Origin of the sequence: Streptomyces sp. A1277, from assembly GCF_004795015.1 — a bacterium.
In the GTDB taxonomy this organism is placed as follows: Bacteria; Actinomycetota; Actinomycetes; order Streptomycetales; family Streptomycetaceae; genus Streptomyces.
Genome location: NZ_SSBI01000050.1, coordinates 34267 through 60639, shown reverse-complemented (window position 1 = coordinate 60639; position 26373 = coordinate 34267). Strand labels below are relative to the sequence as shown.

General features: G+C 72.6%; 24 protein-coding genes, 7 tRNA genes and 4 pseudogenes. 21 read left to right on the top strand and 14 right to left on the bottom strand.

Going from position 1 to position 26373, the window contains the following annotated elements:
* The first annotated feature begins 128 nt into the window (after positions 1-128).
* Both E6R18_RS27935 and E6R18_RS27930 read left to right on the top strand, forming a co-directional pair.
* A complete protein-coding gene (locus E6R18_RS27935) occupies positions 129-332 on the top strand; it encodes an IS3 family transposase (RefSeq protein ID WP_136319662.1) in 204 nt (67 codons plus the stop codon).
* Between the two features lie 32 nt (positions 333-364).
* Positions 365-646, top strand: a pseudogene (locus tag E6R18_RS27930) (TrmH family RNA methyltransferase); the annotation flags it as partial.
* Between the two features lie 42 nt (positions 647-688).
* Here the strand turns inward: E6R18_RS27930 and E6R18_RS27925 are convergent.
* Positions 689-1993 carry a serine/threonine-protein kinase gene (locus E6R18_RS27925; RefSeq protein ID WP_136319661.1) on the bottom strand — a complete coding sequence of 435 codons (1305 nt, stop codon included), beginning with the start codon at positions 1991-1993 and terminating at the stop codon, positions 689-691.
* Between the two features lie 558 nt (positions 1994-2551).
* Between E6R18_RS27925 and E6R18_RS27920 the strand changes: the two genes are divergently transcribed.
* The 3 genes from E6R18_RS27920 (at position 2552) to E6R18_RS27910 (ending at position 4432) form a co-directional block, all read left to right on the top strand.
* Positions 2552-2761, top strand: coding sequence for a hypothetical protein (locus tag E6R18_RS27920; RefSeq protein WP_136319660.1), 210 nt, complete (start codon positions 2552-2554; stop codon positions 2759-2761).
* A gap of 338 nt (positions 2762-3099) precedes the next feature.
* Positions 3100-4095: an aminoglycoside phosphotransferase family protein gene (locus E6R18_RS27915; RefSeq protein ID WP_136319659.1), complete on the top strand. Its 996-nt coding sequence runs from the start codon at positions 3100-3102 to the stop codon at positions 4093-4095.
* Between the two features lie 67 nt (positions 4096-4162).
* On the top strand, positions 4163-4432 hold the full coding sequence (locus E6R18_RS27910) for a zf-TFIIB domain-containing protein (RefSeq protein WP_136319658.1): 270 nt from the start codon (positions 4163-4165) through the stop codon (positions 4430-4432).
* 54 nt (positions 4433-4486) lie between these two features.
* On the opposite strand, the gene E6R18_RS27905 is transcribed toward E6R18_RS27910, so the two are convergent.
* From E6R18_RS27905 to E6R18_RS27885, 5 genes are all read right to left on the bottom strand, one after another.
* Positions 4487-4558: transfer RNA gene (locus E6R18_RS27905), tRNA-Val, on the bottom strand.
* 22 nt (positions 4559-4580) lie between these two features.
* Positions 4581-4652, bottom strand: a tRNA-Val gene (locus E6R18_RS27900).
* A gap of 36 nt (positions 4653-4688) precedes the next feature.
* Positions 4689-4760: transfer RNA gene (locus E6R18_RS27895), tRNA-Val, on the bottom strand.
* 1 nt (position 4761) lies between these two features.
* Positions 4762-4835, bottom strand: a tRNA-Cys gene (locus E6R18_RS27890).
* Positions 4836-4872: 37 nt separating this feature from the next.
* Positions 4873-4945 (bottom strand) — tRNA-Gly (locus E6R18_RS27885).
* Between the two features lie 162 nt (positions 4946-5107).
* Here E6R18_RS27885 and E6R18_RS27880 point away from each other — a divergent pair.
* From E6R18_RS27880 to E6R18_RS27870, 3 genes are all read left to right on the top strand, one after another.
* Entirely contained in the window at positions 5108-6145 is a 1038-nt protein-coding gene (locus tag E6R18_RS27880; protein WP_136319664.1) for a chorismate-binding protein, read from the top strand.
* Entirely contained in the window at positions 6142-6963 is an 822-nt protein-coding gene (locus tag E6R18_RS27875) for an aminodeoxychorismate lyase (RefSeq protein ID WP_136319657.1), read from the top strand. Before E6R18_RS27880 ends, E6R18_RS27875 begins: the two co-directional genes overlap by 4 nt.
* A 75-nt stretch (positions 6964-7038) precedes the next feature.
* Positions 7039-7875 (top strand): GNAT family N-acetyltransferase, encoded by an 837-nt coding sequence (locus tag E6R18_RS27870; protein ID WP_136319656.1) that lies wholly within the window; start codon positions 7039-7041, stop codon positions 7873-7875.
* Between the two features lie 16 nt (positions 7876-7891).
* Here E6R18_RS27870 and E6R18_RS27865 read toward each other — a convergent pair whose 3' ends face one another.
* Positions 7892-8407, bottom strand: a complete 516-nt coding sequence (locus E6R18_RS27865; RefSeq protein WP_136319655.1) for a DsbA family protein — start codon at positions 8405-8407, stop codon at positions 7892-7894.
* 156 nt (positions 8408-8563) lie between these two features.
* Here E6R18_RS27865 and E6R18_RS27860 point away from each other — a divergent pair, with 156 nt between their 5' ends.
* The 3 genes from E6R18_RS27860 (at position 8564) to E6R18_RS34205 (ending at position 10542) form a co-directional block, all read left to right on the top strand.
* A complete protein-coding gene (locus E6R18_RS27860; protein ID WP_168712455.1) occupies positions 8564-9025 on the top strand; it encodes a hypothetical protein in 462 nt (153 codons plus the stop codon).
* Between the two features lie 220 nt (positions 9026-9245).
* The gene (locus E6R18_RS27855) at positions 9246-10217 is read left to right on the top strand and encodes an acetylxylan esterase (RefSeq protein ID WP_136319654.1); all 972 of its coding nucleotides are present in this window, start codon (positions 9246-9248) and stop codon (positions 10215-10217) included.
* 169 nt (positions 10218-10386) lie between these two features.
* Entirely contained in the window at positions 10387-10542 is a 156-nt protein-coding gene (locus E6R18_RS34205; RefSeq protein ID WP_018551415.1) for a hypothetical protein, read from the top strand.
* A 4-nt stretch (positions 10543-10546) separates the two neighbouring features.
* Here E6R18_RS34205 and E6R18_RS27850 read toward each other — a convergent pair whose 3' ends face one another.
* Both E6R18_RS27850 and E6R18_RS27845 read right to left on the bottom strand, forming a co-directional pair.
* The gene (locus E6R18_RS27850; RefSeq protein WP_136319653.1) at positions 10547-11122 is read right to left on the bottom strand and encodes a CGNR zinc finger domain-containing protein; all 576 of its coding nucleotides are present in this window, start codon (positions 11120-11122) and stop codon (positions 10547-10549) included.
* A gap of 231 nt (positions 11123-11353) precedes the next feature.
* On the bottom strand, positions 11354-11767 hold the full coding sequence (locus tag E6R18_RS27845; RefSeq protein WP_003959770.1) for an SsgA family sporulation/cell division regulator: 414 nt from the start codon (positions 11765-11767) through the stop codon (positions 11354-11356).
* 189 nt (positions 11768-11956) lie between these two features.
* Here E6R18_RS27845 and E6R18_RS27840 point away from each other — a divergent pair, with 189 nt between their 5' ends.
* The gene (locus tag E6R18_RS27840) at positions 11957-12448 is read left to right on the top strand and encodes a TIGR02611 family protein (RefSeq protein ID WP_136319652.1); all 492 of its coding nucleotides are present in this window, start codon (positions 11957-11959) and stop codon (positions 12446-12448) included.
* Between the two features lie 54 nt (positions 12449-12502).
* Positions 12503-12574 (top strand) — tRNA-Val (locus E6R18_RS27835).
* Positions 12575-12703: 129 nt separating this feature from the next.
* Here the strand turns inward: E6R18_RS27835 and E6R18_RS27830 are convergent.
* A complete protein-coding gene (locus E6R18_RS27830) occupies positions 12704-15250 on the bottom strand; it encodes a hypothetical protein (protein ID WP_136319651.1) in 2547 nt (848 codons plus the stop codon).
* Between the two features lie 162 nt (positions 15251-15412).
* On the opposite strand from E6R18_RS27830, the gene E6R18_RS27825 reads away from it, so the two are divergent.
* A tRNA-Val gene (locus E6R18_RS27825) sits at positions 15413-15484 on the top strand.
* 57 nt (positions 15485-15541) lie between these two features.
* Here E6R18_RS27825 and E6R18_RS27820 read toward each other — a convergent pair.
* A pseudogene (locus E6R18_RS27820) lies at positions 15542-16264 on the bottom strand (3'-5' exonuclease); the annotation flags it as partial.
* 190 nt (positions 16265-16454) lie between these two features.
* Between E6R18_RS27820 and E6R18_RS27815 the strand changes: the two are divergent.
* From E6R18_RS27815 to thrS, 3 genes and pseudogenes are all read left to right on the top strand, one after another.
* On the top strand, positions 16455-17021 hold the full coding sequence (locus E6R18_RS27815) for a DUF4365 domain-containing protein (RefSeq protein ID WP_136319649.1): 567 nt from the start codon (positions 16455-16457) through the stop codon (positions 17019-17021).
* A gap of 11 nt (positions 17022-17032) precedes the next feature.
* Positions 17033-18066 (top strand): annotated as a pseudogene (locus tag E6R18_RS27810) (hypothetical protein).
* 101 nt (positions 18067-18167) lie between these two features.
* Positions 18168-20144, top strand: coding sequence for a threonine--tRNA ligase (gene thrS, locus E6R18_RS27805; protein WP_136319648.1), 1977 nt, complete (start codon positions 18168-18170; stop codon positions 20142-20144).
* Between the two features lie 100 nt (positions 20145-20244).
* On the opposite strand, the pseudogene E6R18_RS27800 reads toward thrS, so the two are convergent.
* Positions 20245-20502, bottom strand: a pseudogene (locus E6R18_RS27800) (potassium channel family protein); the annotation flags it as partial.
* Between the two features lie 74 nt (positions 20503-20576).
* On the opposite strand from E6R18_RS27800, the gene E6R18_RS27795 reads away from it, so the two are divergent.
* Positions 20577-21143 (top strand): HIT domain-containing protein, encoded by a 567-nt coding sequence (locus E6R18_RS27795; protein ID WP_136319647.1) that lies wholly within the window; start codon positions 20577-20579, stop codon positions 21141-21143.
* 66 nt (positions 21144-21209) lie between these two features.
* Here E6R18_RS27795 and E6R18_RS27790 read toward each other — a convergent pair whose 3' ends face one another.
* Both E6R18_RS27790 and E6R18_RS34200 read right to left on the bottom strand, forming a co-directional pair.
* Positions 21210-22880 carry a hypothetical protein gene (locus tag E6R18_RS27790; RefSeq protein ID WP_136319646.1) on the bottom strand — a complete coding sequence of 557 codons (1671 nt, stop codon included), beginning with the start codon at positions 22878-22880 and terminating at the stop codon, positions 21210-21212.
* 153 nt (positions 22881-23033) lie between these two features.
* Positions 23034-23174, bottom strand: a complete 141-nt coding sequence (locus E6R18_RS34200; protein WP_168712454.1) for a hypothetical protein — start codon at positions 23172-23174, stop codon at positions 23034-23036.
* A gap of 436 nt (positions 23175-23610) precedes the next feature.
* Between E6R18_RS34200 and pgsA the strand changes: the two genes are divergently transcribed.
* From pgsA to E6R18_RS27775, 3 genes are read left to right on the top strand one after another with little or no spacing between them, the layout of a single operon-like run.
* Positions 23611-24252, top strand: coding sequence for a phosphatidylinositol phosphate synthase (pgsA, locus tag E6R18_RS27785; RefSeq protein ID WP_136319645.1), 642 nt, complete (start codon positions 23611-23613; stop codon positions 24250-24252).
* Positions 24249-25184 carry a phosphatidylinositol mannoside acyltransferase gene (locus E6R18_RS27780; RefSeq protein WP_136319644.1) on the top strand — a complete coding sequence of 312 codons (936 nt, stop codon included), beginning with the start codon at positions 24249-24251 and terminating at the stop codon, positions 25182-25184. Before pgsA ends, E6R18_RS27780 begins: the two co-directional genes overlap by 4 nt.
* The gene (locus E6R18_RS27775) at positions 25181-26341 is read left to right on the top strand and encodes a glycosyltransferase family 4 protein (protein ID WP_136319643.1); all 1161 of its coding nucleotides are present in this window, start codon (positions 25181-25183) and stop codon (positions 26339-26341) included. The genes E6R18_RS27780 and E6R18_RS27775 overlap by 4 nt, the downstream gene beginning before the upstream one ends.
* The last annotated feature ends 32 nt before the right edge of the window (positions 26342-26373 follow it).

The window sequence follows — 26373 nt, the reverse complement described above, 5'->3', positions numbered from 1 at the left end:
GGGCAAGACGAAACGCGAGATCATCCGATGCCTCAAACGCTACGTCATCCGCGAGGTCTACCACCTGATCCGACCCGCACCACGGACCCTCCCCACAGCGAGTTGACAACTATAGGAGCGTCAACGCGATGGCGGAATCATTCTTCGCCAGCATCAAAAGAGAACTCCTCCACACGGAACGCTGGAGACAGACTTCCGAGGCCCGCATGGCGGTGTTCTCATGGCTCGCCTGGTACAACAACCGGCGCCGCCATTCTGCCCTCGGCCACATCAGCCCGGTCGAGTTCGAACGACAAGGCATCACATCACGTAGCCTGAATCTGGCTGCATAGGTCGCAGATGTCTACGTAACCGGGCAAAGCCCACCTGGCCCAAGGCCCTGGAGACCGTACGCGAGGCCGGTTTCACGCTGCTCGCGCTGACCCCCGACGAGAAGGCCAGCAGCATCGAGGAGGCGGCGCCGCACCGGATGGACCAGGTCGCCCTGATGCTCGGCGCCGAGGGCGACGGCCTCTCCACCCAGGCCCTCGTCGCCGCCGACGAGTGGGTGCGCATCCCGATGGCCCACGGCGTGGACTCGCTGAACGTCGGGGCCGCGGCGGCGGTCGCCTTCTACGCGGTGGCGACGGGCCGCCCGGAAAACTAGACCCGGCCCCGCTACTGCCGGTCCTGCACCTGGCTCTGCCCGCTACTGCCGGTCCTGCACCTGGCTCTGACCCTGCTTCTGGCTCCCGCCATGGCCGAGGTCCGCGCCCAGGCCCCGGGCCGGCCCCTGGCAGCCCTGCGCCGCCGCGATCCCCAGGGCCACCAGCAGCGTCACCACCACGAAGACGACGAGCCGCTGCCGTAGCAGCCGGGGATTGGCCGGACGCCGCCCGGTCGAGGTCGTCCGGGTCCCCGGTCGCGTGCCCGGCCTGCCGTTCGTCCCGTTGGTGCCCTGCGGACGCCTGCCGGGACGGGTCGCCCCGCGCGGCGGCTGCTGCGCCGGACGCCCGCCGCCGGTGCGGGACGGCGCCGGACGCGACGACGGCCGGTTCTGCGGACGCGAACCGGGCGGCGGACCGACGGCCCGGCGGGTCTGCTGCTCCGTGTACGGGCCGTCCAGACGGCCGGTCGGCCGGTCCGCCTCCTGCGCCGAACGCTGGACGGGCGGCCGGCTCTCGTGCAGCCCCTGGGCCTCCCGGGCCGCGATCTCCTTGAGCCGCATCGACAGCTGGAGCGTGCTCGGGCGCTCCTCCGGGTCCTTCGCCAGGCAGGCGCTCACCAGAGGCGCGAGCGCGTCGTGCACGTCGAACAGCTGAGGCTCCTCGTGCACCACGCGGTAGAGCATGACTTCGGAACTGCCGTGCCCGAAGGGGGAGTCGGCCATCGCCGCGTACGCCAGCGTGGCCCCGAGCGAGAAGACGTCCGTCGCCGGGGTCACCGCCGCGCCCCGGACCTGCTCGGGGGCGAGGAAGCCGGGCGAGCCCACCGCCGTACCCACGTGTGTCAGCGTGGAGGCGCCCGTCGCCCAGGCGATCCCGAAGTCGATGATCCGGGGGCCCTTGGGGGAGAGGAGGATGTTCGACGGCTTCAGGTCGCGGTGGACGACACCGGCCTCGTGCACCGCCACCAGGCCCTCGGAGAGCGCGGCCCCGATCGAGGCCACCTCGGCGGCCGACAGCGGGCCCTCCTCGGCCACCTTGTCGTGCAGCGAGGGGCCCGGCACGTACTGCGTGGCGAACCACGGACGGTCCGCCTCCAGGTCGGCGGCCACCAGCCGTGCCGTACAGCCGCCGCGAATCCGCCGGGCGGCGGACACCTCGCGGGCGAACCGCGAACGGAACTCCTGATCCTCCGCCAGGTCCGGGCGGATCACCTTGAGCGCCACGCGCTGGCCCCGCCGGTCCGAACCGAGGTAGACGACACCCATGCCGCCGGCCCCGAGCCGCCGGTGCAGCCTGAACGAGCCGACGACACGCGGGTCCTCGCGCCGGAGCCGCATCATCGCCATGTCTGCCCATCCCCGCTGCCTGGTACGCCTGACGAGGCACAGCTTACGTACCCGTCGCCCGGGGCGCTCAGAGGCCGCGCCCTCGCCGGAGATTCGATTGTCAGTGCCGGGTGGGAGGCGTGAGGAGCGGTCAGGAGCCCGTGCGGACAGGCACCCCGGCCCCTCCGCGCTCTCAAAGAGCCGTCGCGGCAGGGGGATTGGATCATCGGAGGGGGGACGGACCGAGAGGGCCGTGGACGCCGGGGAGACCACCGGGACAGGTGAGATGGTGGCCTGCGGGACCCGCCGCAGGAGGGGGAACGAGGTCCGCCGATGCGTGGCCGGAGTGAGTGAAGTCACCGTCCCCTCCGGGATGACCCCAACCCTGCGTAGCCCTGTCTCCACCCAGGGGAGTACGCCGACCGCTCATGGCTCATCCTCCGGGAGGCCCGGCATTCGGTACGCGGGCATGACGCCGCCCACCGCCCCGATCCCTAGTGTTGAGGTCAAGCGGCGGGCGTCGCACTCGTCCCCCGAGGTCACACGCCCGCCGCCCCACATCAGGTCAGGAGAGGAATCATGGCGGACACGGCAGCGCGGACCATCATCCGCACGCGAGGACGCAGGGCTCATGCCGCGTTCGGCAGCCGCCCGTCGTCCGGCACGCGTCACCCGCTGGTGGCGACGGCCATGGTTCTTCCCCTGGCGGCCCTGCTCGTCGTCGTCTTCGGCGGCTGGGAAGCAGTGGTCACACAGGCGTCGTCCGTGGGCGTGATGCTGGGGCGCTGAGCGGCGCCCCCGGTCCGGAAGAGCGGTCCGGACCGGGACATCCGGCCAAACAACCCCGTGGGGACGGGGGTGCGGCGGACGGCAGCGTTTGTCCGGTCAGCTGGGGAGCTGACCGGACATCGCGCTGTCCGGGCCCGTTCACCACGGCCCGGACGGCTCCGCCTCCAGCCCTCTGCGTACGCTCTACCCTGGACGGTTTCGTTTCCCCGCCCTCTGCGTACGCTCTGCCCCGGACGGCTTCGTTTCCCGTTCGTGCACGCTCGGCGCGGGCGCGGCGCCCGTCGGCCTGCCGTTCCGCCCGCCCGTCGAGAGCCCGTACCGCGCCACCGGGGGAGACCGTGACCACCGCACTCGTACGCGCGCTGGGCGACCTCGCCCACCGGGCGGCCCACCCGTCCCCGGGCACCGCCTGCTCCTGCCCGCCCCCGGCCGTGCTCGCCGACCGCGCGGACGGCACCGTCGTCCGCAGCGGCCCCGTCGTCGCAAAGGCCCACGCCCCCGGCACGGACACCGCCGCCCTGACCGCACGCCTGCGCCTGGCGGCCGGCCCCGGCCTCACGGGCACCCTGCTGGCCCCCCTCCCGCTCCGGCCGCCCCCGGGCCACCCGGCCGACGCCGCCCCCGCGTACCTCACCGAGCTGCACGGCCGCCCCGTCACCCTGTGGCCGCACGGTGAGCCGGTCGACCCCGGCGACCCCGACGCCGCTCCCTGGGAGGAGGCCGCCGGGCTCCTCGCGCGCCTGCACCGCACCGAGATCCGAGGGCCCGGACTCCCCGCCATGCGCGGCCCGGCCAAGGCCGCGCTCGCCGTGGCCCGGATGCGCACCGCCCGGCCCGGTGATCCGGCCACCGCCCCCGTAATCGCCGCCTGGCACGGGCTGCCGGGCTGGGCCCGGGGCGAATCACCCCCGCCGGCGGACCGGGGGACGTTCCTCTGCCACGGCGACCTGCACCTGGGACAGCTCCTCCGCCACCGCGCGCCGGACGGCCGCTGGCTGCTCATCGACGTCGACGACGCCGGCCACGGCGACCCCGCCTGGGACCTCGCGCGCCCCGCGGCCTGGTACGCGGCCGGGCTGCTGCCCCCGGAGGTATGGCTCCGCTTCCTGGACGCCTACCGCGCCGCGGGCGGCCCCGCCGTACGCGCCGAGGGTGACCCGTGGCCCGAACTGGACGTGCCCGCCCGCGCCCTGACGGTGCAGACCGCGGCGCTGGCATGGGCGAAGTCGGCGGCGGAGGGCCGGGCTCCGGATGAGGTGGAACGGGTCGTGATCGATGCCTGTGCCCGTATCGCCTCGCTCGCACCGGAGTTGGACGTCGAACAGGCGTCGTAGGGTGAACCGACCGTCGGCGGGCATGCATCCGGCGACGGCGAACCGATGGCGAGGAGTGAGCCCGACCATGCAGTGTCCCAAGTGCCACGCACCGATGCACACGTACAACCGCAACGGCATCCAGATCGAGCAGTGCAGTGGCTGCCGGGGGATATTCCTCGACTACGGCGAGCTGGAGACGCTGACCCGCATCGAGTCCCAGTGGGCGCAGCAGGCGCCCCCGCCGCCGGCCTACCCGTCCGCTCCGGCGCCCGCGTGGGGCGCCCCGCAGCACCACGGCGGGCACCACGGCCACTACCGGCAGAAGAGCTTCGGCCGCATGCTCTTCTCCTCCTGACCGGGGGAGCACGACGAAGCCCCGGTCGCCGAGACGACCGGGGCTTCATGACAGTGCGCGATACTGGGATTGAACCAGTGACCTCTTCCGTGTCAGGGAAGCGCTCTCCCGCTGAGCTAATCGCGCAGGTGAACCTGCGTGTACTGCGTGCGCGATACTGGGATTGAACCAGTGACCTCTTCCGTGTCAGGGAAGCGCTCTCCCGCTGAGCTAATCGCGCGGGGATCCTTGCGGACCGATGATCCTTGCGGATCAGTGGACGATACTGGGATTGAACCAGTGACCTCTTCCGTGTCAGGGAAGCGCTCTCCCGCTGAGCTAATCGTCCTTGGAGGTGGAGACGGGATTTGAACCCGTGTAGACGGCTTTGCAGGCCGTTGCCTCGCCTCTCGGCCACTCCACCAGGGGCGGGAGTTCCGGAAGATCCCCCACCTTCTGCGAGCGGACGACCAGGTTCGAACTGGCGACCTCAACCTTGGCAAGGTTGCGCTCTACCAACTGAGCTACGTCCGCTTGTCGTTTCCGGTTTACTCGCGTGTCCCGGCGACGTGTTGAACTCTAGCGGATTCCGGGGCCAGTACAAAAACGCGTTTGTGCAGCGTGCTGAGGTGCACCGCCCCGACGCAGGTCACCGCGCGCCGTCCTAGACTCGCGAACGTGCACGACCTCGCTCCCATGGCCCGCTTCGGCGGCCTCGTCGCCTCCGGTCTACGGGATGTGACCAGTGATCCCGCCGCCCTCGGTTCCTCCGGCTTCTGGGCCGTGTGTGCCGGTTTCGAGGGCTCCTTCCTCTGCGCCCGCTTCGACACCGTACGCACCGCCGAGGTGCCCGCCCCGGTGCCCGGCGCCTGGCACGGCCCGGCGACCGGGGACTGGACCTCCTCGCTCGACCGCGCCGCGTACACGGCGGGCGTGCGGGGCATCCGCGCGTACATCGCGGCCGGCGAGGTCTACCAGGCCAACCTCTGCCGCGTGCTGAGCGCCCCGCTGCCCGACCCGGCCAGGGCGGACGTGGACGCCCTCACCGCCCTGCTGGCGCGCGGCAACCCCGCCCCGTACGCAGGAACGATCCGCCTCCCGGCGTACGGCGTCGAGATCGCCACCGCGTCCCCCGAGCTGTTCCTGCGCAGGCACGGCCGCACCATCGAGTCCGGGCCGATCAAGGGCACCGGACGCACCGAGGCGGACCTGCTGGAGAAGGACCACGCAGAGAACGTGATGATCGTCGACCTGGTCCGCAACGACCTGGGCCGGATCTGCGCCACCGGATCGGTCAGCGTCCCCGACCTGTGCGCGGTCGAGAAGCACCCCGGCCTCGTCCACCTCGTCTCCACCGTGCGCGGCCGCCTCGCCGACGACGCCGGCTGGCCGGAGATCCTCGCCGCCGCCTTCCCGCCCGGCTCGGTCACCGGCGCCCCCAAGTCCAGCGCGCTGCGGATCATCCGCGAACTGGAGACCGCCCCGCGCGGCCCGTACTGCGGTGGCATCGGCTGGGTGGACGCCGACCGGGCCACCGCCTCGCTCGCCGTAGGCATCCGGACCTTCTGGACCGACCGCACCGGACCCGCCCCCCTCCTGCGCTTCGGCACCGGGGCCGGCATCACCTGGGGCTCCGATCCGGAACGCGAATGGGCGGAGACCGAACTGAAGGCGTCCAGGCTGCTCGCGGTAGCGTCGGGCACCTACGAAGCGACCGGAAGGACCGCACCATGAGGATCTGGGTCAACGGCGAGCTGCGCCCCGCCGACGACGCCCGGCTGTCCGTGCTCGACCACGGGCTCACCGTCGGCGACGGCGTCTTCGAGACGCTCCGGGTCTCCCAGGGCCGGCCCTTCGCCCTCACCCGGCACCTGGACCGCCTCACCCGCTCCGCCCGGGGCCTCGGCCTGACCGCCCCCGACCTGGACGAGGTGCGCCGCGCCTGCACCGCCGTCATCGAGGCCAACCCGGTGGAGCTGGGCCGGCTGCGCATCACCTTCACCGGCGGCGTCTCGCCCCTCGGCTCCGACCGGGGCACCGACGGGCCCGGCCTCTTCGTCGCCCTCGGCGAGGTGAAGCGCCGCCCCGACACCACGGCGGTCGTCACCGTGCCGTGGACGCGCAACGAACGCGGCGCCCTCACCGGCCTCAAGACCACCTCGTACGCGGAGAACGTCGTCGCCCTCGCCCGCGCCCACGAGCAGGGCGCGTCCGAGGCCCTGTTCGCCAACACCGCCGACCGGCTCTGCGAGGGCACCGGGTCGAACGTCTTCGTCGTCCTGGACGGACAGCTCCACACCCCGCCCGTCGCCTCCGGCTGCCTGGCCGGGATCACCCGGGCGCTGGCGGTGGAGTGGACCGGCGCGCAGGAGACCGACCTGCCGTTCGACGTCCTGGACCGGGCCGAGGAGATCTTCCTGACCTCCACCCTGCGTGACGTCCAGGCCGTCCACCGGGTCGACGGGCGCGATCTGCCGGGTGCGCCGGGGCCGGTGACCGCCAAGGCGATGCGCGTGTTCGACGAGCGGGCCGCGGACGACATCGATCCGTGACGGTGGCGTCCGCAGCCCGGTCCACGGGCGCAAAAGAGGGTGACGGGCCCGTGCGCAGGGGGTAGAAACCCTCTGATGACGACGACACTGCGGCCGTCCGGGCCGATCCGGTCAGGCGCCGACGGCGCACAGCGGCGCGCGTACGACGTGTGCGACAACGGCCGCCCCGTCGGCTCCGTCGCGCTCGCCGTCGAACCGGGGGCGGGCGGTGCCACGGGGGTGGTCAAGGACCTGCGCGTCGACGAGGCCGTCCGCCGGCGGGGCAGGGGCACCATCGCCGCGCTGGCCGCGGAGGAGATCCTGCGCGGGTGGGGCTGCTCCCAGGTGTGTACGGAGGTGGTCGCCGGTGACACCGCCGGGCAGCGGCTGGCCGCCGCACTCGGCTACACCGAGCGCAGCAGGCACATGGTCAAGACGCTGCCCGAGCGGCCGCCGGCCCTGGCGGACGGGCTCACCGCGCGCCCGATGACGCCGCAGGAGTTCGGCGCCTGGAAGGACGGGGCGCTCGCCTCGTACGCGGAGAGCCTGGTCAGCCGCAGCGTCCCGCAGGAGGCGGCGCTGCACAGGGCCCGCGACTCCTTCGCCCGGTACCTGCCGGACGGCCTCGCCACCGAGGGGGCGCGGCTGGAGTACCTGTTCCACGAGGACGAGACGGTGGGCTACGTCTGGGTGTCACCGTTCGAGATGCACCCCGGTCTGCCGGTCGGCTACGTGTTCGACGTGGAGGTGCAGGAGGGGCACCGGGGCCGGGGCTACGGGCGGGCGCTGATGCTCCAGGCCGAGCGGATCGCCCTCGCGGCGGGCGAGACGCGGATCGGCCTGCACGTCGTCACGGCCAACACCCCGGCCGTGCGGCTGTACGAGTCGCTCGGCTACGCACCGACCAAGTGCTATCTGGACAAACCGCTGTAGCGCCGCCCGCGCGCCCTCAGCCCTGCTCGGCGAGCAGCCGGTCGGCGATCTCCTCGATCCGCTCGCGCAGCCCCTCCTGGCTCTTGCCGCCGTCCAGCCGCTCCCCGCCGATGACGTACGTCGGCGTGCCGGTCACTCCGATCGCCTTGCCCTCGGCCTGGTCCGCGTCCACGATCAGCATGTGCCGGCCGTCGATCAGCGCGGTGTCGAACTCCTCGGCGTCAAGATCCAGTTCCCGGGCCACCTCGACCAGCAGCTTCTCGCCGCCGCCCGCCAGATCGGCGGTGCGGGCGAGAACCGCCTCGATGTACGGCCGGCCGCTGCCCTGGGCCACGGCCTCCTCGGCGGCCTGGGCGGCGGCGTAGGCGTGCCGGTTCTTCTCCAGGGGGAAGTGCCGGAGCCGCACGTCGATCCGGTCCCCGTACCTGGCCCGCAGGGCGTGGACATCGGTGAGGGCGCGGTGGCAGTCGGGGCACTGGAGGTCGCACCAGACGTCGAGGACGACCGGTGCCGCGGAGGAGGAATCGCTCATGGGGCCAGTCTCGCAGGGTGCGCGGCACGGCCGCCGCCCGGCACCTGGGGAGGACTCCGGCCCCTGAGATGTCCCTGATGTGAGCCCGGGGCGTGGCCGCCCACCCGGTGGCCGGTGCAGGATGGAAGGGACGTTTCCCCTGCGCCTGGAGGCCCGATGCTTGCCGAGACCATCTGTTCCGCGGTGTCCGCGGCGGGCCTGGGCATCGCCGCCGTTACCGCGTACCGCAAGCGGTTCCTCACCGCGACGAGGATCGCCGCCTACTCGCTGGTGCCGGTCGGCCTGGTGCTGACGGGTGTCGTGAAGTGGGTGTCGGACATCGCCTTCAAGCCGAGCGTCTGGCTGGGCTTCGGCATCCTGGGCCTGGCCTGGCTGCTGTTCATGATCACCCGCGCGATCGAACGCCGGGGCGGCGGCAGCCGCAAGGAGCGCAAGGCGGCCGCCCGGGCCGCGCAGGGCGAGGCCGTGGCCCCGGCCGCGTCGCCCCACTCGCTGGCCGCCGGCTCCTCGGCCGGCGACGCGCGCTCGCGGCGCAAGCCGGACAAGCAGTCCGCGTCCGCCGGAGCCGGTGACGACTTCAGCGACATCGAGGCCATCCTGAAGAAGCACGGCATCTGACACCAGAAGGCGTCTTTGCCCCTCAGCCCCGCCGCGTGCACGCGGCGGGGCTCGCGTTCCGTCGGCCGCTGAATCGATTCCTCCAAGATCCCTTGCCCCTGCCCGGCGAGGCCGCATAACGTCCCGATGGGCTGTGGGCCTGTGCGGTCAGGCACTCAGCACCAGGGGGCGGGACGCGTGGCGCGTGCTGCTCCTTTCGCCTGCCCGAAACGGAGAAGCCATGGCCCTGTTCGACCTGCCCCTGGACCAGCTGCGCGCGTACCGCCCGGACCCCGACGAGCCGGAGGACTTCGACGCCTTCTGGGAGCGCTCCCTCGACGAGGCTGCCGCCCACCCGCTCGACGCGGAGTTCATCCCCTACGACGCCGCGATGACCGCGGTCGACTCCTACGACGTGTCGTTCGCCGGCTGGGGAGGGCACCGCATATCCGCCTGGCTGAACGTGCCCGCGGGCGCCGAAGGGCCCCTGCCGGCCGTCGTCCACTACCTCGGCTACGGCGGCGGACGCGGACTGCCGCTCGACCACCTGGTGTGGCCCGCCGCCGGCTGGGCCACGCTGCTCGTGGACACCCGGGGCCAGGGCGCGGTCAACCACCACTCGGCGGGCTCCACCCCCGACCCGCACGGTGCCGCCAACCCGCAGTCGCCCGGGTTCATGACCAACGGCATCCTCGATCCCGAGACGTACTACTACCGCCGGGTCTTCACCGACGCGGTCCGCGCCGTCGAGGTCGCCCGCAGCCACCCGTCCGTCGACCCCGCCCGCATCGTCGTGAACGGCGCCAGCCAGGGCGGCGGCATCGCCCAGGCCGTCGCGGCCCTCAGCCCGCACGTGAAGGCCGCGTTCGTCGACGTACCGTTCCTGACGCACTACCGGCGGGCCGTCGAGATCACCGACGAGGACCCCTACCAGGAGATCGTCCGCTTCCTGGCCACTCAGCACGGCACGCAGTCCCAGGTGTTCCGGACCCTGTCGTACTTCGACGGCGTCAGCTTCGCCGCCCGCGCCCCCGTGCCCGCGCTCTACTCGGTCGCCCTGATGGACTCCATCTGCCCGCCCTCCACGGTCTTCGCCGCGTACAACCACTGGGCCGGTCCCAAGGAGATCGAGGTCTACCCCTGGAACGGCCACGAGGGCGGCACCGGCGTCCACCGCCAGGCGCAGCTGAGGATGCTGCGCGACCTGGCCTGATCCGGCGGGTTCGGCAGGGGGAGCGGGGGAGTGGGCGAAGAGTTTCGAAAACATGCTGGGCGCTCGGACGCCGGAGCGATTACGACCGCCCCCATGACGGGTGAACTCCCGTCATGAAAAGCGATGTTGGTACGCGGCACGGCCCGGACTGCGTCATGATCGTCCCGAAATGGTGGACACCTCCCGGGGCGACGCCCCCGCACCCCCTGGCGAAGAGCCGCGCGGCTGCCTCTTCGCGCTTTCCCAGCCCCCTCTGATGATCTTCCTCACGGTCATCGGCAGCCTGCTGCTGATGGCCGCGTTGCACGATCTCTTCGTGCTGTGAGCGGTCAGCCGGCCGCTTCCCTGCGGCGCGCCCGGTACGCGGCCACGTGCAGGCGGTTACCGCAGGTGCGGCTGGAGCAGTAGCGGCGGGAGCGGTTGCGCGAGAGGTCGACGAAGGCGTGCCGGCAGCCCGGCGCCTCGCACCGCCGCAGCCGCTCCGTCTCGCCCGCCACGATGATGAAGGCGAGGGCCATGCCGCAGTCGGCCGCCAGGTGGTCGGCGAGCGAGGCGTCCGGCGAGAAGTAGTGCACGTGCCAGTCGTAGCCGTCGTGGTCGCTGAGCTGCGGCGTGGTGCCCGCGGCGGCCACCAGGGCGTTCACGAGGGCGGCGGCGGTCCGGGCGTCCGGCGCGGCGAACACCTCGGCGAACCGGGCGCGTACGTCGTGCACGGCCCGCAGGTCCTTCTCGTCCAGTTCGCCGACCCCGCTCACCCGGTGGCGCGCGGCGAACGTGTGGAGCGCCGCGATGTCGCCGAGCCCGTCGGCCGGGGCCCCGCCCCCTTCCGGCTCGCTCTCCGGCGCGGTGTTCACCAGATCGACCACTACGTCGAGGGCGATCCGGGTGTCGTGGGGGATCAGCACGCTTTCGCTCCCTGGCCTCCGGCGGGCGGGCGCCCGCCGATGCCGCTCGACTCTACTGGCTCGGCGGGGGCGCACCGGGGCGTACGGGGGCGTGCGGGGCACACCGACGCGCACCGGCGCCGGTCACCACGGTGGATTCCGTGATCACCGGCGCCGGTGCCAGCCGTATGAGGTTGTCCGCGCGACGCCGTCTCCCCGAGTCGGACGGCGCCGTGCAGCTCTCGGCCTGGCTCAGCTCTCGGCCAGGATGTGGGAGAGCTCCGTATCGAGGTCGAAGTGGCGGTGTTCGGTGCCCGGCGGAACCGCGGCGTCGGTCCTCTTCAGGAACGACTCCAGGGCCCTTGCCGGGGCCTCGAGCAGTGCTTCGCCCTCTGGGGAGCTCAGCGCGATACAGACGACGCCCTGGCCGTGACTACGGGATGGCCAGACGCGGACGTCTCCGGTGCCGGTGGGCCGGTGCAGCCCCTCGGCAAGGAGGTCACGGGCGAATACCCACTCGACCGTCTCCTCCGCTCCGGTGTGGAAGGTGGCGTGCACGGCATACGGATCGGCCGTGTCATACCGCAGGCCCGCGGGTACAGGCAGTGAGGACTCGCTCGACACAACGAGGCGCAGGTGCAGCTCGCAGCTGACCGTGGTGTTCATAAGCGCCAGGGCCTTTCGCTCAGTGTGCGCTCGGGGATTCGCACGTCGGCGAAATCGACATGCCACCTACGGTGGCGTTGTAAACCCCTCTGACCGTTTTGTGGCCCTTCAGGTAGCTCGTACAGCGGTGTGTAACTTTGGGTCATACGGCCATTCCAGTGACGGAGGGCGGTCCGGTAGGTTGACCTCATGAATGCGGAGAGTGACGAGCGGGACGGGAGCGCCGCCACGGCCGAACCGCTTCCCGCGGCGGGGGAAGCGCCCCGTGACGCGACGGGGGACGTCATACCGGAAGTGGCCAAGGAGGACCCGGCGCTCGGCTCCAGAGCGCCCGGCTTCATCAAGTCCTCCAGAGCGCTGCACCTGAGCTGGCAGGTCGGCGTCTTCGTGGTCGGCCTCGCCGTGGTGGTGGCCGGCATCATCATGCTGCCGCTGCCGGGCCCCGGCTGGCTGGTGATCTTCGGCGGCATGGCGATCTGGGCGACGGAGTTCGTCTGGGCCCAGCTGGTGCTGCGCTGGACCCGGCGCAAGGTCACCGAGGCCGCCCAGCGGGCGCTCGACCCCAAGGTCCGGCGGCGCAACATCATCCTCACGGCGACCGGCCTCGTCATCATCGCGGTGCTGGTCGGGATCTATGTGTGGAAGTTCGGGATCGTCATGCCGTGGAAGATCCACGAGTGACCCGGTGATGGTCGTGGGGCGCCGCTGACATGGGGTAATGTTTGGCGTGCGCCCGGGCGATTAGCTCAGTGGGAGAGCGCTTCGTTCACACCGAAGAGGTCACTGGTTCGAACCCAGTATCGCCCACCCCGGACCGACGGCCCGGAAGCTTCCAGAGCTTCCGGGCCGTCGGCGTTCCTGGGGGGTGTCTTGTCGATCAGGGCCGGATCACGCCGCGGACCCGGCCAAGATCGGCAAGACACCCCCCAGGCCACCTCACCGCATCCGCCCCAGCGCCTCCTTCAGCCGCCGGGCGTCCCGCAGCCGCTTCTCGTACGTCGCTCCCACCGCCAGCAGCAGCACCCCGGCCAGCGCCGGCGCCACCCAGCGCGGCAGCGCGCCCGCCACCTGCACCACGTACGGCGCCAGCTCGTGCAGCGCGTCCAGCGCCAGCACCGCCCCGCCCAGCACCAGCAGCGCCTGGAGCCGCAGCCGCGCCCCCAGCAGCGTGATCACCAGCGCCGCGGCCCCCAGCAGCAGCGGCCGGAGCCAGTGCGGGTCCGTCCAGGCCGCGAAGAGCGACGGCACCAGCGTCACCGCCAGCCCGGCCCCGTACGCCGTCCACGACGACGCCGAGGCATCGCGGCGCCGCCGCAGCACCCCGATCACGAGCGCTGGCACGGTCACCGGCAGGGTGTACGCCTCCGGGGCGGACACCCCGGACACCGAGAGCCGCACCCAGGCCGCCAGCACGAACAGCCCGGTCGCCAGATACCCGGCGAGCGGACGCCGCTCCGGGCGCAGTGCCGTCCCCGAGGCCAGCACCCCGCACAGCGCCAGCACCAGGGCCAGGAACCGCGCGTCGCCCAGCGCCATGGCCACGGCCACCGGACCCGCCGCCGCACCGGTCACCTCGACCGGCAGCGCCACCGGGTGGCCCTTCAGCCGGGCGCCCAGCAGCGCCGTCACCGCCGGGACGGCCAGCAGCAGCGGAGCCGTCTCGTGCACCGCGAGCCCCAGTGAGGCACCCAGCGCGGCCGTCGGAACCAGCGCGCACCCCACGGCCGCACACGCGGACGCCGCCCGCACCGCCACCGGCCCCGGCGTCCGCGCCCCGGCCGCCCGCGCCTCCAGGGCGACCGCGACGGCCGTGAACACCACCACCAGCAGACCGAACGCCGTGTACGTGGCCGCCTCCGTCGCCAGCGACAGCAGCCCCGCCCCGACCGCACCGGCCGACCCGGTCACCCCGGCCGTCAGCGCCACGCCCGACGCGCCGACCCGAAGCCCGCCCACGGCGACGGCGAACGCCGCCACCACCAGCACGAGCTGCCCCGCGAGGGCCGCCGCGAAGGACAGGTCGAGCGCGGCCGGCAGCACCGTGAGCCCCGCCCAGGCCAGCGCCACCGCCGCCGAACCCGCGGCACCCCGCCACGCGGGCCGGGCACCGAGGCCGGCCCACCGCACCAGGTCCTCCCACCACCGGTACGCCGCCCCGAGCGCCACGGCCACCAGCAGCAGCACCACCGGGGCCGCCACCATCTCCCGCCACGGCAGCTCGCCCGCGCCCACCGCCTCCCGGGCACTGTCCGGAACGCCGGACCACACGCCGCCCAGCCGCGTCACCGGGCCCGCCGCCACCACCGTCACCGGCGGCAACGAGACCAGCACCGCACCCGCCGTCACCACCCCGGAGGCCCGGACCAGCCCCCGAGCCGCCGCACGCCCCAGCGGAGCCCGCACACCGGCGAGCAGCGCCCCACCGCACAGCAGGTACACCAGCACCGGCCAGCCGTCCGGCACCCCGGCGGCCGCCACCCCGCCCACCGCCGCCACGGCCGCCAGACCGGCCACCGTGCCGCCGGCCGCCCCGAACGGCTCCGGAGCGGTACGGGCCCCCGCCAGCGCGAGCCCCGCCCCGGCCAGCAGCAGCGCCCCCGGCGCCACCGCGCCCGCGGGCCCACCCGCCGTCAGCGACTCCACCAGGGCCACCAGCAGCCCCGCCCCGCCCGTCACGCACAGACCGACGCACGCCGTGATCCGTACCGAGGCCCGCCCGAGCCGCAGGGCGAGCGCGCCGTCCAGCGCGGCCGTCACCAGCAGCGCCCCGGCGAACCACAGCGGCCCCGCCCCCTCGGCCCACGCCCACAGCACCAGCGGCAGCTGCGCGGTGCACACCGCGAGCGGCAGCGGCAGCCGCAGCCGGTCCAGGAGCAGACCGTAGGCCGCCCACAGCACCGCCAGCACCGCCGATGCGGTCGCCGCGTAACCGGCCCCGTCCGCCTCCGGCACCGCCACCTCGTACACCGCGTACGCGTCGAGCACCATCAGTACCGAGGCCAGCCCCGCGAGCGCCTCGGCCGTCGAGGACAGCCCCCGGCGAAGCAGCGCGGCCGGCGCGACGAGCGCCCCGGCCGTCACCGCCGTCAGCACCGCGCTGCGGCCGCCGATCCCCATGTCCCCCCAGCTCACCAGCGTGAACGCGAGCGCGGCGACCGTCAGCAGCAGGCCGCCGAGGACGAGCAGCACGTTCTGCGCGCTGTGGGCGCGCGGTGCGGAGGCCGGCGGACCGAACGCCGGAGCCGGCTGCCCCGGGGCCGGACCCCAGGGCGCGACCGGGGCCGGACCCCAGGGCGCGACCGGGGCCCGCCCCCGGGGCGGACCCCACGGACCGGGAGCGGGGGCCGGCGCGGCGCCGGCGGTCCCCAGCACACTCAGCAACCAGGTGCGACGCGTCAGCAGCTGGGACCGGCGGGCGTCCAGCCGGGCCAGTTCACGGTCGAGGAGCACCAATTCCTCGGCGGGTGGCGGCACATGTTCCATGAACGGGAGTGTGCTGCGCGCCACGCCGGGCGGACATGCGCACACGTACTCAGATCTCCCGCTGAGTACGTGTGCCGCACCCTTCGCGGACGGGCGTCCGAAGCCGCGCCGCAAGCGGTTTGAACCACAGCCGCCGAGCCCTGTATGGTTCAATCCGTTCCCGGGCGATTAGCTCAGTGGGAGAGCGCTTCGTTCACACCGAAGAGGTCACTGGTTCGAACCCAGTATCGCCCACCCCGACAGAGGCCGGTCCGTCAGCACCACCGACGGACCGGCCTCTGCGTCTCCTCGCGCGGCGGTACCCAGCTCCGGGCGCAGCGGCCAGGCCGGGTCCACCGTCTCCGGGGTCCCGCTCCGCGCGAACCATGCCTGAAGTCCCCGCGCCTGGGCGGCATGCCAGACCGCCTGGAGCGTGTGCAGCTCCGCCGGCGTCAGCCGCTCCAGCCGGGTCGCGAACCTGCGCCCCACCGCCCGGACCAGCTCCAGCGACGCCGTGGCGTCCGCCGCCGCGTCGTGCGCCCCGTCCAGCACCACCTCGTACAGCGCGCACAGATCCGTGAGCGTGCGCCGGCCCTTGCGGTAGCGGTCCAGATGCTTGTCCAGCACCCGGGGGTCCAGCACGCACAGCGGCGATCGCTCCAGACAGGCGCCCAGCGACGACGCCCGGTGCCGCTTCAGCTCCCGGTCCAGGAGCGTCAGGTCGAACGGCGCGTTCATCACGACCAGCGGCCGGCCCGCCGCACTCTGCCCGGCCAGAGCCCGGGCCATCTCCTCCACCGCGGGCGCCGGCCACCGCCCGTTGCGCCGCAGGTGGTCGTCGGTCAGGCCGTGGATCTCGGTCGCCCCCTCGGGCACCGGCACCCCCGGATTCACCAGCCAGCGCGTGACCCGCACCGGACCGCCCGCCCTGTCCTGGACCACGAGGGCGGCCGACACGATCCGGTCCTCCTCGACGTCCACACCCGTCGTCTCCGTGTCGAAAGCGGCCAGCGGCCCTTCGTACCAATGAGTCATCCCCGAACTCCTCGTGCCCGCACGGCAGATGGCGTGATTCCCCTGCCCGGTTCGGTGATACCCGCACCCTTTGCCTGATACGCCGTTTGCGGACCGCCCCGTGCGGTGACAGCACAGGCACCAGGGCCGGGAGTTGACGGCCCGGCACCCGGAGATCCCCATCGGTACGGCCCGGAAGGTCCAGGGAGCCATGGCGCTCGCCCAGCCCGAACCGAGCGGGCTGCTGCCCCAGCGGGCCGCCCCGCTGCGCGGCGCACTCGCCACCACCGCCTGCATGGAGACCCTCCAGGTGGGCTACCTGCACGCGGTCGCCGCCGCGGCGGGCTGCTCGCTGTCGCAGCCCTTCCCCGACAACGGCATCGACTGGCACGTCAGCCACGGGGCCCCCGGCCATGTCGTCGACGACGAGGTGACCATCAAGGTCCAGCTGAAATGCACCTACCGGATACCGGCCCGGCCGCCCGGCCCGGCCTTCTCCTTCACCCTCGACAACGCCCACCTCGTCAAGCTCGCCCGGACGCCCGTCTCGGTGCACAAGATCCTGGTCGTGATGCTCGTGCCGCGCAGCCGGGACGACTGGCTGCGGGCCGGGCCCGACAGCCTCGACCTGCGGCACCGCTGTTACTGGACCAACCCGGCCGGCCACCCCGTGACAGGCCGCCACCGGACCACCGTGCGGCTCCTGACCTCGCGCATCTTCGACGACCGGGCGCTCTGCGAGATCATGACCCGCGTCGGGGCAGGAGGGAGACCCTGATGCACCGGCCCATGGACGAGCCCGTCACCCGCGCCGGCGAAGCCGCCGCGCACCCCTGGCCCCTGCCCGACCCCGCCCGCGTCGATCCGGCGGTGCTCGGCGCCCTGCTCGCCCGGCACGGCTGGCACCGGCGCGGCGGGGGCGCCGGACCGTACAGCCGCTGGGCACCACCAGCCTGCTCCTGCCCCGCACCACCGCCTTCTGTGACAGCGAGGACCTGCTGGGCGAGGCACTGACCGCCCTCGCCCGCACCGCCACCCCCGCCGCCCGCGAGATTTTGATCGCCCTCACCGTCCCCAGCGACGAGATCCGCTGGTGGCGCGAGGTCCCGGAACCCGCCGCCGGAGCGGCCGGCTGGCTCGGCGCGGAACGGCTGCACGGCGCCGCCCGGCAGATCCTGCTGGCCGGCGCGCTCGCCGCCCGGGGCAGGGCCGGCCACCACGGCGCCCGCCACCGCCGCCGCGCCCTCGCCGCCCTAGGCCCCGTCGGAAGCCTTCGACACCGCCGTCGCGGCGGGTGTCAGCCGCGAACTGACCGAGGCGCTCGTCGCCCTCGTCCGGGGCTCGGAGGAGCCGGGATAGCACTGGACTGGGCGCCCGCCGCAGGTACCCCTGACGGCTGCCCCGCCCGCCCCGAGCCCGTGGAGTTCTCCCCGGGCGGCCTGCCCGCCCTGCGCCGCGCGGGCGCCCGCTACCTCCGCGACGAACCCGCCGTCACCGTACGGATCACCGGCGCCGTCGTCCGCCTGCGCCGCTCGGGGCCGCGCGGCGCCGGGATCGTACGGCTGCGGGTGCTCGCCGGGGCCGAGGTGCCGCACGTCCGGATCGAGTTGGACGAGGAGGCGTACCGGATCGCGGGCCAGGCCCACCTCGTGGGGCTGCCGGTCCGGGTGGAGGGCAGGCTGGAGAACCGGGGCGGCTTCCGGCGGCTGACCGGCGCCTCGCAGGTCGTCCCGGTGCAGGTGGACGACGAGGAGCGGGACCGGTTGATGAAGTCGCTCCAGGAGAACGTGGACTCCTTCGAGGAGGCGTGCGCGGGGGAGTAGGCCGGAAACCGGCCCTTTCGCAATGGGGGCCGTCGGCTCGGTACGATTCCTTCTGCACGCGCTAGAGGAATGCGGTGCGCCCCCTGAGTCAGGAGAGACCGGTGTCAGACGTCCGTGTGACCATCCAACGCGATTCCGAGCGGGAAGAGCGCGTGGTGACGACGGGCACTACGGCAGCCGAGCTCTTCCCCGGCGAGCGCACCGTCGTCGCCGCCCGTGTCGCCGGAGAGCTGAAGGACCTCGCCTACGAGCTCAAGGACGGCGAGACCGTCGAGCCCGTCCTGATTTCCTCCGAGGACGGCCTCAACATCCTGCGGCACTCCACCGCCCACGTGATGGCCCAGGCCGTGCAGGAGCTGCACCCCGAGGCCAAGCTCGGCATCGGCCCGCCGGTCAAGGACGGCTTCTACTACGACTTCGACGTCGAGAAGCCGTTCACGCCCGAGGACCTCAAGGCCATCGAGAAGCGGATGCAGGAGATCCAGAAGCGGGGCCAGAAGTTCTCCCGCCGGGTCGTGACGGACGAGGCTGCCCGCGAGGAGCTGGCCGACGAGCCGTACAAGCTGGAGCTCATCGGCATCAAGGGCTCCGCCTCCTCGGACGACGGCGCGGACGTCGAGGTGGGCGGCGGCGAGCTGACCATCTACGACAACCTCGACCCGAAGACCGGCGAGCTGTGCTGGAAGGACCTCTGCCGGGGTCCGCACCTGCCGACGACCCGGTTCATCCCGGCGTTCAAGCTGATGCGGAACGCCGCCGCGTACTGGCGGGGCAGCGAGCGCAACCCGATGCTCCAGCGCATCTACGGCACCGCCTGGCCGACCAAGGACGAGCTCAAGGCGCACCTGGAGTTCCTGGAGGAGGCCGCCAAGCGCGACCACCGCCGCCTGGGCGCCGAGCTGGACCTCTTCTCCTTCCCCGACGAGATCGGCCCCGGCCTCGCCGTCTTCCACCCCAAGGGCGGCGTCATCCGCCGGGCCATGGAGGACTACTCGCGCCGCCGGCACGAGGAGGAGGGCTACGAGTTCGTCTACTCGCCGCACGCCACCAAGGGCAAGCTCTTCGAGAAGTCCGGCCACCTGGACTGGTACGCCGACGGCATGTACCCGCCCATGCAGCTCGACGACGGGGTGGACTACTACCTCAAGCCGATGAACTGCCCGATGCACAACCTGATCTTCGACGCGCGCGGCCGTTCGTACCGTGAACTGCCCTTGAGGTTGTTTGAGTTCGGCACCGTGTACCGGTACGAGAAGTCGGGCGTCGTGCACGGCCTGACCCGCTCGCGCGGCTTCACGCAGGACGACGCGCACATCTACTGCACCCGTGAGCAGATGGCGGAGGAGCTGGACCGGACGCTCACCTTCGTCCTGAACCTGCTCCGCGACTACGGGCTCACCGACTTCTACCTGGAGCTCTCCACCAAGGACGAGACCAAGTTCGTCGGGTCGGACGAGACCTGGGAAGAGGCCACCGAGACGCTGCGCCAGGTCGCCGAGAAGCAGGGCCTGCCCCTGGTCCCGGACCCGGGCGGTGCCGCGTTCTACGGCCCGAAGATCTCGGTGCAGGCGCGGGACGCCATCGGGCGGACCTGGCAGATGTCGACCATTCAGCTCGACTTCAACCTGCCGGAGCGGTTCGACCTGGAGTACACCGGTCCGGACGGCTCCAAGCAGCGCCCGGTCATGATCCACCGCGCGCTGTTCGGCTCCATCGAGCGCTTCTTCGCGGTGCTCCTGGAGCACTACGCGGGCGCGTTCCCGGTGTGGCTGGCCCCGGTCCAGGCGGTCGGCATCCCGATCGGCGACACCCACATCCCGTACCTCCAGGAGTTCGCGGCGGAGGCCCGGAAGAAGGGCCTGCGCGTCGACGTGGACGCGTCGTCGGACCGGATGCAGAAGAAGATCAGGAACCACCAGCGCGCCAAGGTGCCGTTCATGATCATCGTGGGCGACGACGACATGAACGCGGGCACGGTGTCGTTCCGGTACCGCGACGGGTCGCAGGAGAACGGCATTGCCCGTGACGAAGCGATCGCCAAGCTCGTTGACGTGGTGGAGCGTCGCGTTCAGGTGTGATGCGGTCCCCGCGCGAGCGGGGATGACCCGCGGGATCACCGCAAGCTTGGCAACGAGCTTGACCACTGCCCGCGCAAGCGGGGATGAGCCCCCGGCCGAGCTACCCGCTCGCCGGGGGCTCCTTCTCGTCCTCCCGGCGGAACACCTGGATCAGCCACGACGAGAACGCGCCCGTCACCGCCCCCAGCAGCCCGAGGCCGCACACCATCAGCCCCGCCGCGATGACCCGGCCGCCCGCCGTCACCGGCACGGCATCCCCGTACCCCACCGTCGTCAGCGTCGCGCACGCCCACCAGACGGCGTCACCGAACGTGCGGATCGAGGCGCCCTGGGCGGCGTGCTCCCAGCGGTACAGCGCACGCTCATGGGCTCAGCATCGCGGTGCGTGAACGGGATCGGCCCCGGCGACACGCTCCGCACAGGTGAAGCAATATGCTGATCGGCATGACGAGTGAGCCGGAGCAGCAGATCGGAGTGGGGACGCCCGACGCGTTCCAGCGCCTGTGGACGCCCCACCGGATGGCGTACATCCAGGGCGAGAACAAGCCGACCGGCCCGGAGGCCGGGGACGGCTGTCCGTTCTGCGGCATTCCGGCGCTGTCGGACGAGGACGGGCTCGTCGTGGCGCGCGGTGAGAAGGTCTACGCCGTGCTGAATCTGTACCCGTACAACGGCGGGCACCTGATGGTGGTGCCGTACCGGCATGTCGCGGACTACACCGAGCTGGACGGTCCGGAGACTTTGGAGCTGGCCGATTTCACCAAGCGGGCGATGGCCGCCCTGCGGGCGGCCTCGGGGGCGCACGGCTTCAACATCGGGATGAACCAGGGTGCGGTGGCGGGGGCCGGGATCGCCGCGCATCTGCATCAGCACCTGGTGCCCCGGTGGGGTGGTGACGCCAACTTCATGCCGGTGGTGGGGCACACCCGGGTGCTGCCGCAGCTGCTGGCGGACACGCGGAAGATGCTGGCCGACGCCTGGCCGGCCGCCGCTGCCTGATCGCAGGGCTCACCGTGCGGGGCACACCGGAACGTTCCGGTGTGCCCCGCACGCGTATGTGCGTGGTCACGCGTCGTACAGGTCGGCCTTGCGGGGAGAGGGGTCCTGGACGAGGCCGCTCAGTATCGAGGAGCGGTTGGTGAAGCGTTCGGTGTCGACGCCGTTCTCGTCCAGGACCTTCACGGCGGCGTTGTGCACGACGCGCAGGACGGGGGCGGCGGCGCGCATGGCGTCGTCGGCCATGAAGCGGTGGCGCCACGGCTTCTCGGCCCAGGCGTGCCGCAGGCCGAAGGGCTCGGGGAGGGCGATCTTGCCGCCGAGGTAGTCCAGCAGCGGCGGGTACCAGGTGAAGGGGGCGCGCAGGGCGAGGCGGGTGACTTCGTGGGCGTCGACCAGGGAGAGGGTGATGTCGCGGGTCTCCCAGAACCTGACGGTCTTGTTGACCGTCCTGGTCTTGGCGGCGGGCTTGCTGGTGAAGAGGGAGTGGACGGGGCCGAGGGCGTGTCCGGTGACCTCGATGCGCAGGGTCTCGAAGAGGACGGTGACGGTGATCATCATGGTGATGACGAGCTGGCCGTCCCAGAGGGTGAACTGCACGCCGAGGTAGTGCCGGTCGCCGCCGCCGAACTGCTGGTGGTTGCAGATGCGCTGTATCTCGTGGGGCTTGATCTGGAAGGTGGCGACGTCCTCGCCCTCGCGGCGGGTGACGGAGTCGGCGTTCTCACCGACGGGCGAGACGATCCAGTGGGTGACCGAGGGGGTGGGGAATCCGCCGGTGTTCAGCGGGCCGCGCTCCAGCATCTTGAGCTGGTCGTGCATGACGCGGATCAGGTCCCAGCTGCGGAACTGGTGGAATTCCTTCCCGGGGTCCTTGGCGACGAGGTCCTCGGCGAGCTGCCAGCTGCCCCAGCGGGTGCCCATGCCGAGGATGCCCTTGGGGCCGGCGTAGAACACGGAGTTGGACTGCTGTTCGGCGGAGAGCTTCTCCAGGCCCTGGCGCAGCGCCTCGCGGGAGGTCTCGCTGGGGTTCTTCGGGACCGCTTCGGGGATCTTGGCGGTGACACCGCCCCCGGAGAGCAGGCCCTCCCATCGGGTGCGCAGGTCCTGGGCGGATTTCTCCGCGATCCGTTTGGCGAGGAACCAGCCGATGACCGGGGCGACGACCATGGCGCGAAGGTAGAGCCCTAGGAATCCGGTCAGCGGGAGCTTGATCAGGAGGAAGATCACGCCGATGCCGACGAGGGGCAGCAGGCTGTTGCCGAGGGTGGTGAGGAGCTTGTCCTTGGTCTTGGCGAAGCTGTCGCGCACACGGAAGGCGATGACCCACATCAGCATGCCGGGCAGGAACACGAACCCGAACAGGGCGGTGATGGCGGTGAGTTTGGTGTCGCGGGCCTTGCGCAGGCGGGACGCGGACAGGCAGTGCTCCACGACGGTCTGCGGGTCGCTGCCGAAGGACTGGATGAGGGCTTTGCGCGCCCCGCCCAGCATGCGTTCCTGGACGGCGCGGGAGAACGCCTCGCCGAGGTTGGGCTTGAAGTAGTCCGACTTCAGGAATTTCGAACGGCCCGCCTTCACCTCGGACTTGTGCCACTCGCTGTTGGCTTTGAGGATGTCCTCCACCGGGCTGTCGCGATACGCCGCGGAGGCGAGGGCGTTGGTCGCCACCGCCGCGCCTGCCGACCCCTGGAGCGGAATCTGCGCTCCGGGAGAGAAATCGAATCCGTTGCTGGCCACTGTCGCCCCCACTCGCCACCGAGGAACCGCTCCTGCGGCTGTTTCCCAACTGCCGTGCCCGGCACACTTTCTGAGCTGGGGTCCCAGCGTATCGTCCGGATACGTACGCCGTCCGGCCCTGTGGACAACGCGCGGGGGAGCGGTCCTTTCCGGTCACCCGTCCTGGGCGCGGACGCGGTCGGCGAGCTGCGCGGGCATGGATGCGTGGCCGGCGACGCCCCGGGGGCCTGGGCGCGGCGCGAGCGCCTCGACGAGGGTGGTCTTGCCGGACCCGCTGTGGCCGACCAGTGCCACGTTGCGCAGGGTGCGGGGGGTGGCCGGCCACCGTCGTTCCTCCGGCGGCTCCGGCGGCTCCGGCGTGTGCGTGTGCCTTGTCGCCCATGGTTCGTGCCTTCCATCGGCCGGCGCACGGGCACGGGGGGAGCCGCGGCGGCGCCCGCGGGGCCCTGGGCCACGCGCACGCGCGCGGGCCGGGGAGCCCGGGCGGTAGGGGGCCTCGGGCGTGACTACGATGGGCTCGGAGGGTGCTGAAGGCCCTGGCTGGGCTCGCGGCGTCCGGCACGCGCGTCTGCGGCGTTGCCGAAACGCCGTCATGGCTCAGCCATGGTGACGCTCCGGCGCCTCGCAGCCGCACGCACCGGACGCCGCTCCCTGATCCGGCCGGGACCTTCAGCACCCTCCAGCCGGTGGCCGATGGGGCCACGCGGCCCACCGACCCCTCGGGAAGGCCATGCTGAACAAGTACGCGCGTGCCTTTTTCACGCGTGTCCTCACGCCGTTCGCCGCACTGCTCCTCCGCCTCGGCGTGAGCCCCGACGCGGTCACCCTGATCGGGACGGCCGGGGTGATGGCCGGTGCGCTGGTCTTCTTCCCGATGGGGGAGTTCTTCTGGGGCACGATCGTCATCACGATCTTCGTGTTCTCCGACCTCGTCGACGGGAACATGGCGCGCCAGGCCGGTATCTCCAGCCGGTGGGGGGCGTTCCTCGACTCCACGCTGGACCGGGTGGCGGACGGGGCGATCTTCGCCGGCTTCGCCCTCTGGTACGCGGGCAGCGGCGACGACACCATCCTGTGCGCGGTCGCGATCTTCTGCCTGGCGAGCGGTCAGGTGGTCTCGTACACCAAGGCGCGCGGTGAGTCGATCGGGCTGCCGGTGGCGGTCAACGGGCTGGTGGAGCGCGCCGAGCGCCTGGTGATCTCGCTGGTCGCCGCCGGTCTCGCGGGTCTGCACAAGTTCGGTGTGCCGGGCATCCAGGTGCTGCTGCCGATCGCGCTGTGGATCGTCGCGGCGGGCAGCCTCGTGACGCTGGTGCAGCGGGTCGTCACCGTGCGCCGCGAGTCCGCCGAGGCCGACGCGGCCGCGCAGTGAGCGGCGCCCGCGGGGAGGCGGAGCCCGGCCCCGGGGAGCGGCTGAGCGACGCGCTGTACGGGCTGGGCTGGGCCGCCGTCAAGACGCTCCCCGAACCGGCCGCCCGGGCCCTGTTCCGTACCCTCGCCGACCAGGTGTGGAAGCGCCGCGGCAAGAGCGTGCTGCGTCTGGAGGCCAACCTCGCGCGGGTCGTGCCGGACGCCGGCCCGGCCAGGCTCGCCGCCCTGTCGCGGGCCGGGATGCGCTCGTACATGCGCTACTGGATGGAGTCGTTCCGGCTGCCCACCTGGAGCCCGGAGCGCATCAAGGCGTCCATCGACGTGACGGACGCGCACCGGCTGACGGAAGGGCTCGACGCGGGGCACGGGGTCGTCCTCGCCCTGCCGCACCTGGGGAACTGGGACCTGGCCGGGGCGTGGGTGACCACGGACCTGAAGGTGCCGTTCACCACGGTCGCCGAGCGCCTGAAGCCCGAATCGCTGTACGACCGGTTCGTCGCCTACCGCGAGGGACTGGGCATGGAGGTGCTGCCGCACAACGGCGGGGCCGCGTTCGGGACGCTGGCGCGCCGGCTGCGGGCGGGCGGTCTGGTCTGCCTGGTCGCCGACCGCGATCTGTCGTCGTCGGGCATCGAGGTGTCGTTCTTCGGCGACACGGCCCGGATGCCGGCGGGCCCCGCGCTGCTGGCCCAGCAGACCGGTGCGCTGCTGCTGCCGGTGACCCTCTCGTACGACGACACGCCGGTGATGAAGGCGCGAGTCCACCCGCCCGTCGAGGTGCCGGAGTCAGGTGACCGGGCCGTGCGGACGTCTGTGATGACACAGGCCCTCGCCGACGCGTTCGCCGTGGGCATCGCCGAGCACCCGGAGGACTGGCACATGCTGCAACGGCTCTGGCTCGCCGACCTCGAACCCCGCGGAGACCAGAAGTGAAGATCGGCATCGTCTGCCCCTACTCCTGGGACGTACCGGGCGGTGTGCAGTTCCACATCCGCGACCTGGCCGAGCACCTGATCCGGCTCGGCCACCAGGTGTCCGTGCTGGCGCCCGCCGACGACGAGACGCCGCTGCCGCCGTACGTCGTCTCCGCGGGCCGGGCCGTGCCCGTCCCGTACAACGGCTCGGTGGCCCGGCTGAACTTCGGCTTCCTGTCGGCGGCGCGGGTGCGGCGCTGGCTGCACGAGGGCACCTTCGACGTCATCCACATCCACGAGCCGACCTCGCCGTCGCTCGGGCTGCTGACGTGCTGGGCGGCGCAGGGCCCGATCGTCGCCACGTTCCACACGTCCAACCCGCGCTCCCGGGCGATGATCGCCGCGTACCCGATCCTGCAGCCCGCCCTGGAGAAGATCAGCGCGCGCATCGCGGTCAGCGAGTACGCGCGCCGGACCCTGGTCGAGCACCTGGGCGGCGACGCCGTGGTCATCCCGAACGGCGTGGACGTCGACTTCTTCGCCGGCGCCGAGCCCCGGCCCGAGTGGCAGGGCGGCACGATCGGCTTCATCGGGCGCATCGACGAGCCCCGCAAGGGCCTGCCCGTGCTGATGCGGGCGCTGCCCGCGGTCCTGGCCGCCCGCCCGCAGGCCCGGCTGCTGGTGGCCGGCCGGGGCGACGAGGAGGAGGCCGTCGCCTCGCTGCCCGAACCGATGCGCTCACGCGTGGAGTTCCTCGGCATGGTCAGCGACGAGGACAAGGCGCGGCTGCTGCGCAGCGTCGATGTGTACGTGGCGCCCAACACCGGGGGCGAGAGCTTCGGCATCATCCTGGTCGAGGCGATGTCGGCGGGCGCCCCGGTCCTCGCCAGCGATCTGGACGCCTTCGCGCAGGTCCTGGACCAGGGCGAGGCGGGCGAGCTGTTCGCCAACGAGAACGCCGAGGCGCTGGCCGCCGCGGCGGTCCGCCTGCTGGGCGACCCGGAACGGCGCACGCAGCTGCGGGAGCGCGGCAGCGCCCATGTCCGGCGCTTCGACTGGTCGACGGTCGGAGCGGACATCCTCGCCGTGTACGAGACGGTGACGGACGGCGCCGCCTCGGTCGCGGCGGACGAACGCACGGGACTGCGCGCCCGGTTCGGGCTGGCCCGGGAGTAGGCCGGGGCTCGGCCGGAGGGCGGGCGTTCCCC

Coding starts and splice junctions, on each gene's coding strand:
- E6R18_RS27935 (WP_136319662.1), top strand. CDS start 129: ATGGCGGAATCATTCTTCGCCAGCATCAAAAGAGAACTCCTCCACACG.
- E6R18_RS27925 (WP_136319661.1), bottom strand. CDS start 1,993: ATGGCGATGATGCGGCTCCGGCGCGAGGACCCGCGTGTCGTCGGCTCG.
- E6R18_RS27920 (WP_136319660.1), top strand. CDS start 2,552: ATGGCGGACACGGCAGCGCGGACCATCATCCGCACGCGAGGACGCAGG.
- E6R18_RS27910 (WP_136319658.1), top strand. CDS start 4,163: ATGCAGTGTCCCAAGTGCCACGCACCGATGCACACGTACAACCGCAAC.
- E6R18_RS27880 (WP_136319664.1), top strand. CDS start 5,108: ATGGCCCGCTTCGGCGGCCTCGTCGCCTCCGGTCTACGGGATGTGACC.
- E6R18_RS27875 (WP_136319657.1), top strand. CDS start 6,142: ATGAGGATCTGGGTCAACGGCGAGCTGCGCCCCGCCGACGACGCCCGG.
- E6R18_RS27870 (WP_136319656.1), top strand. CDS start 7,039: ATGACGACGACACTGCGGCCGTCCGGGCCGATCCGGTCAGGCGCCGAC.
- E6R18_RS27865 (WP_136319655.1), bottom strand. CDS start 8,407: ATGAGCGATTCCTCCTCCGCGGCACCGGTCGTCCTCGACGTCTGGTGC.
- E6R18_RS27860 (WP_168712455.1), top strand. CDS start 8,564: ATGCTTGCCGAGACCATCTGTTCCGCGGTGTCCGCGGCGGGCCTGGGC.
- E6R18_RS27855 (WP_136319654.1), top strand. CDS start 9,246: ATGGCCCTGTTCGACCTGCCCCTGGACCAGCTGCGCGCGTACCGCCCG.
- E6R18_RS34205 (WP_018551415.1), top strand. CDS start 10,387: ATGGTGGACACCTCCCGGGGCGACGCCCCCGCACCCCCTGGCGAAGAG.
- E6R18_RS27845 (WP_003959770.1), bottom strand. CDS start 11,767: ATGAACACCACGGTCAGCTGCGAGCTGCACCTGCGCCTCGTTGTGTCG.
- E6R18_RS27840 (WP_136319652.1), top strand. CDS start 11,957: ATGAATGCGGAGAGTGACGAGCGGGACGGGAGCGCCGCCACGGCCGAA.
- E6R18_RS27830 (WP_136319651.1), bottom strand. CDS start 15,250: ATGGAACATGTGCCGCCACCCGCCGAGGAATTGGTGCTCCTCGACCGT.
- E6R18_RS27815 (WP_136319649.1), top strand. CDS start 16,455: ATGGCGCTCGCCCAGCCCGAACCGAGCGGGCTGCTGCCCCAGCGGGCC.
- E6R18_RS27795 (WP_136319647.1), top strand. CDS start 20,577: ATGCTGATCGGCATGACGAGTGAGCCGGAGCAGCAGATCGGAGTGGGG.
- pgsA (WP_136319645.1), top strand. CDS start 23,611: ATGCTGAACAAGTACGCGCGTGCCTTTTTCACGCGTGTCCTCACGCCG.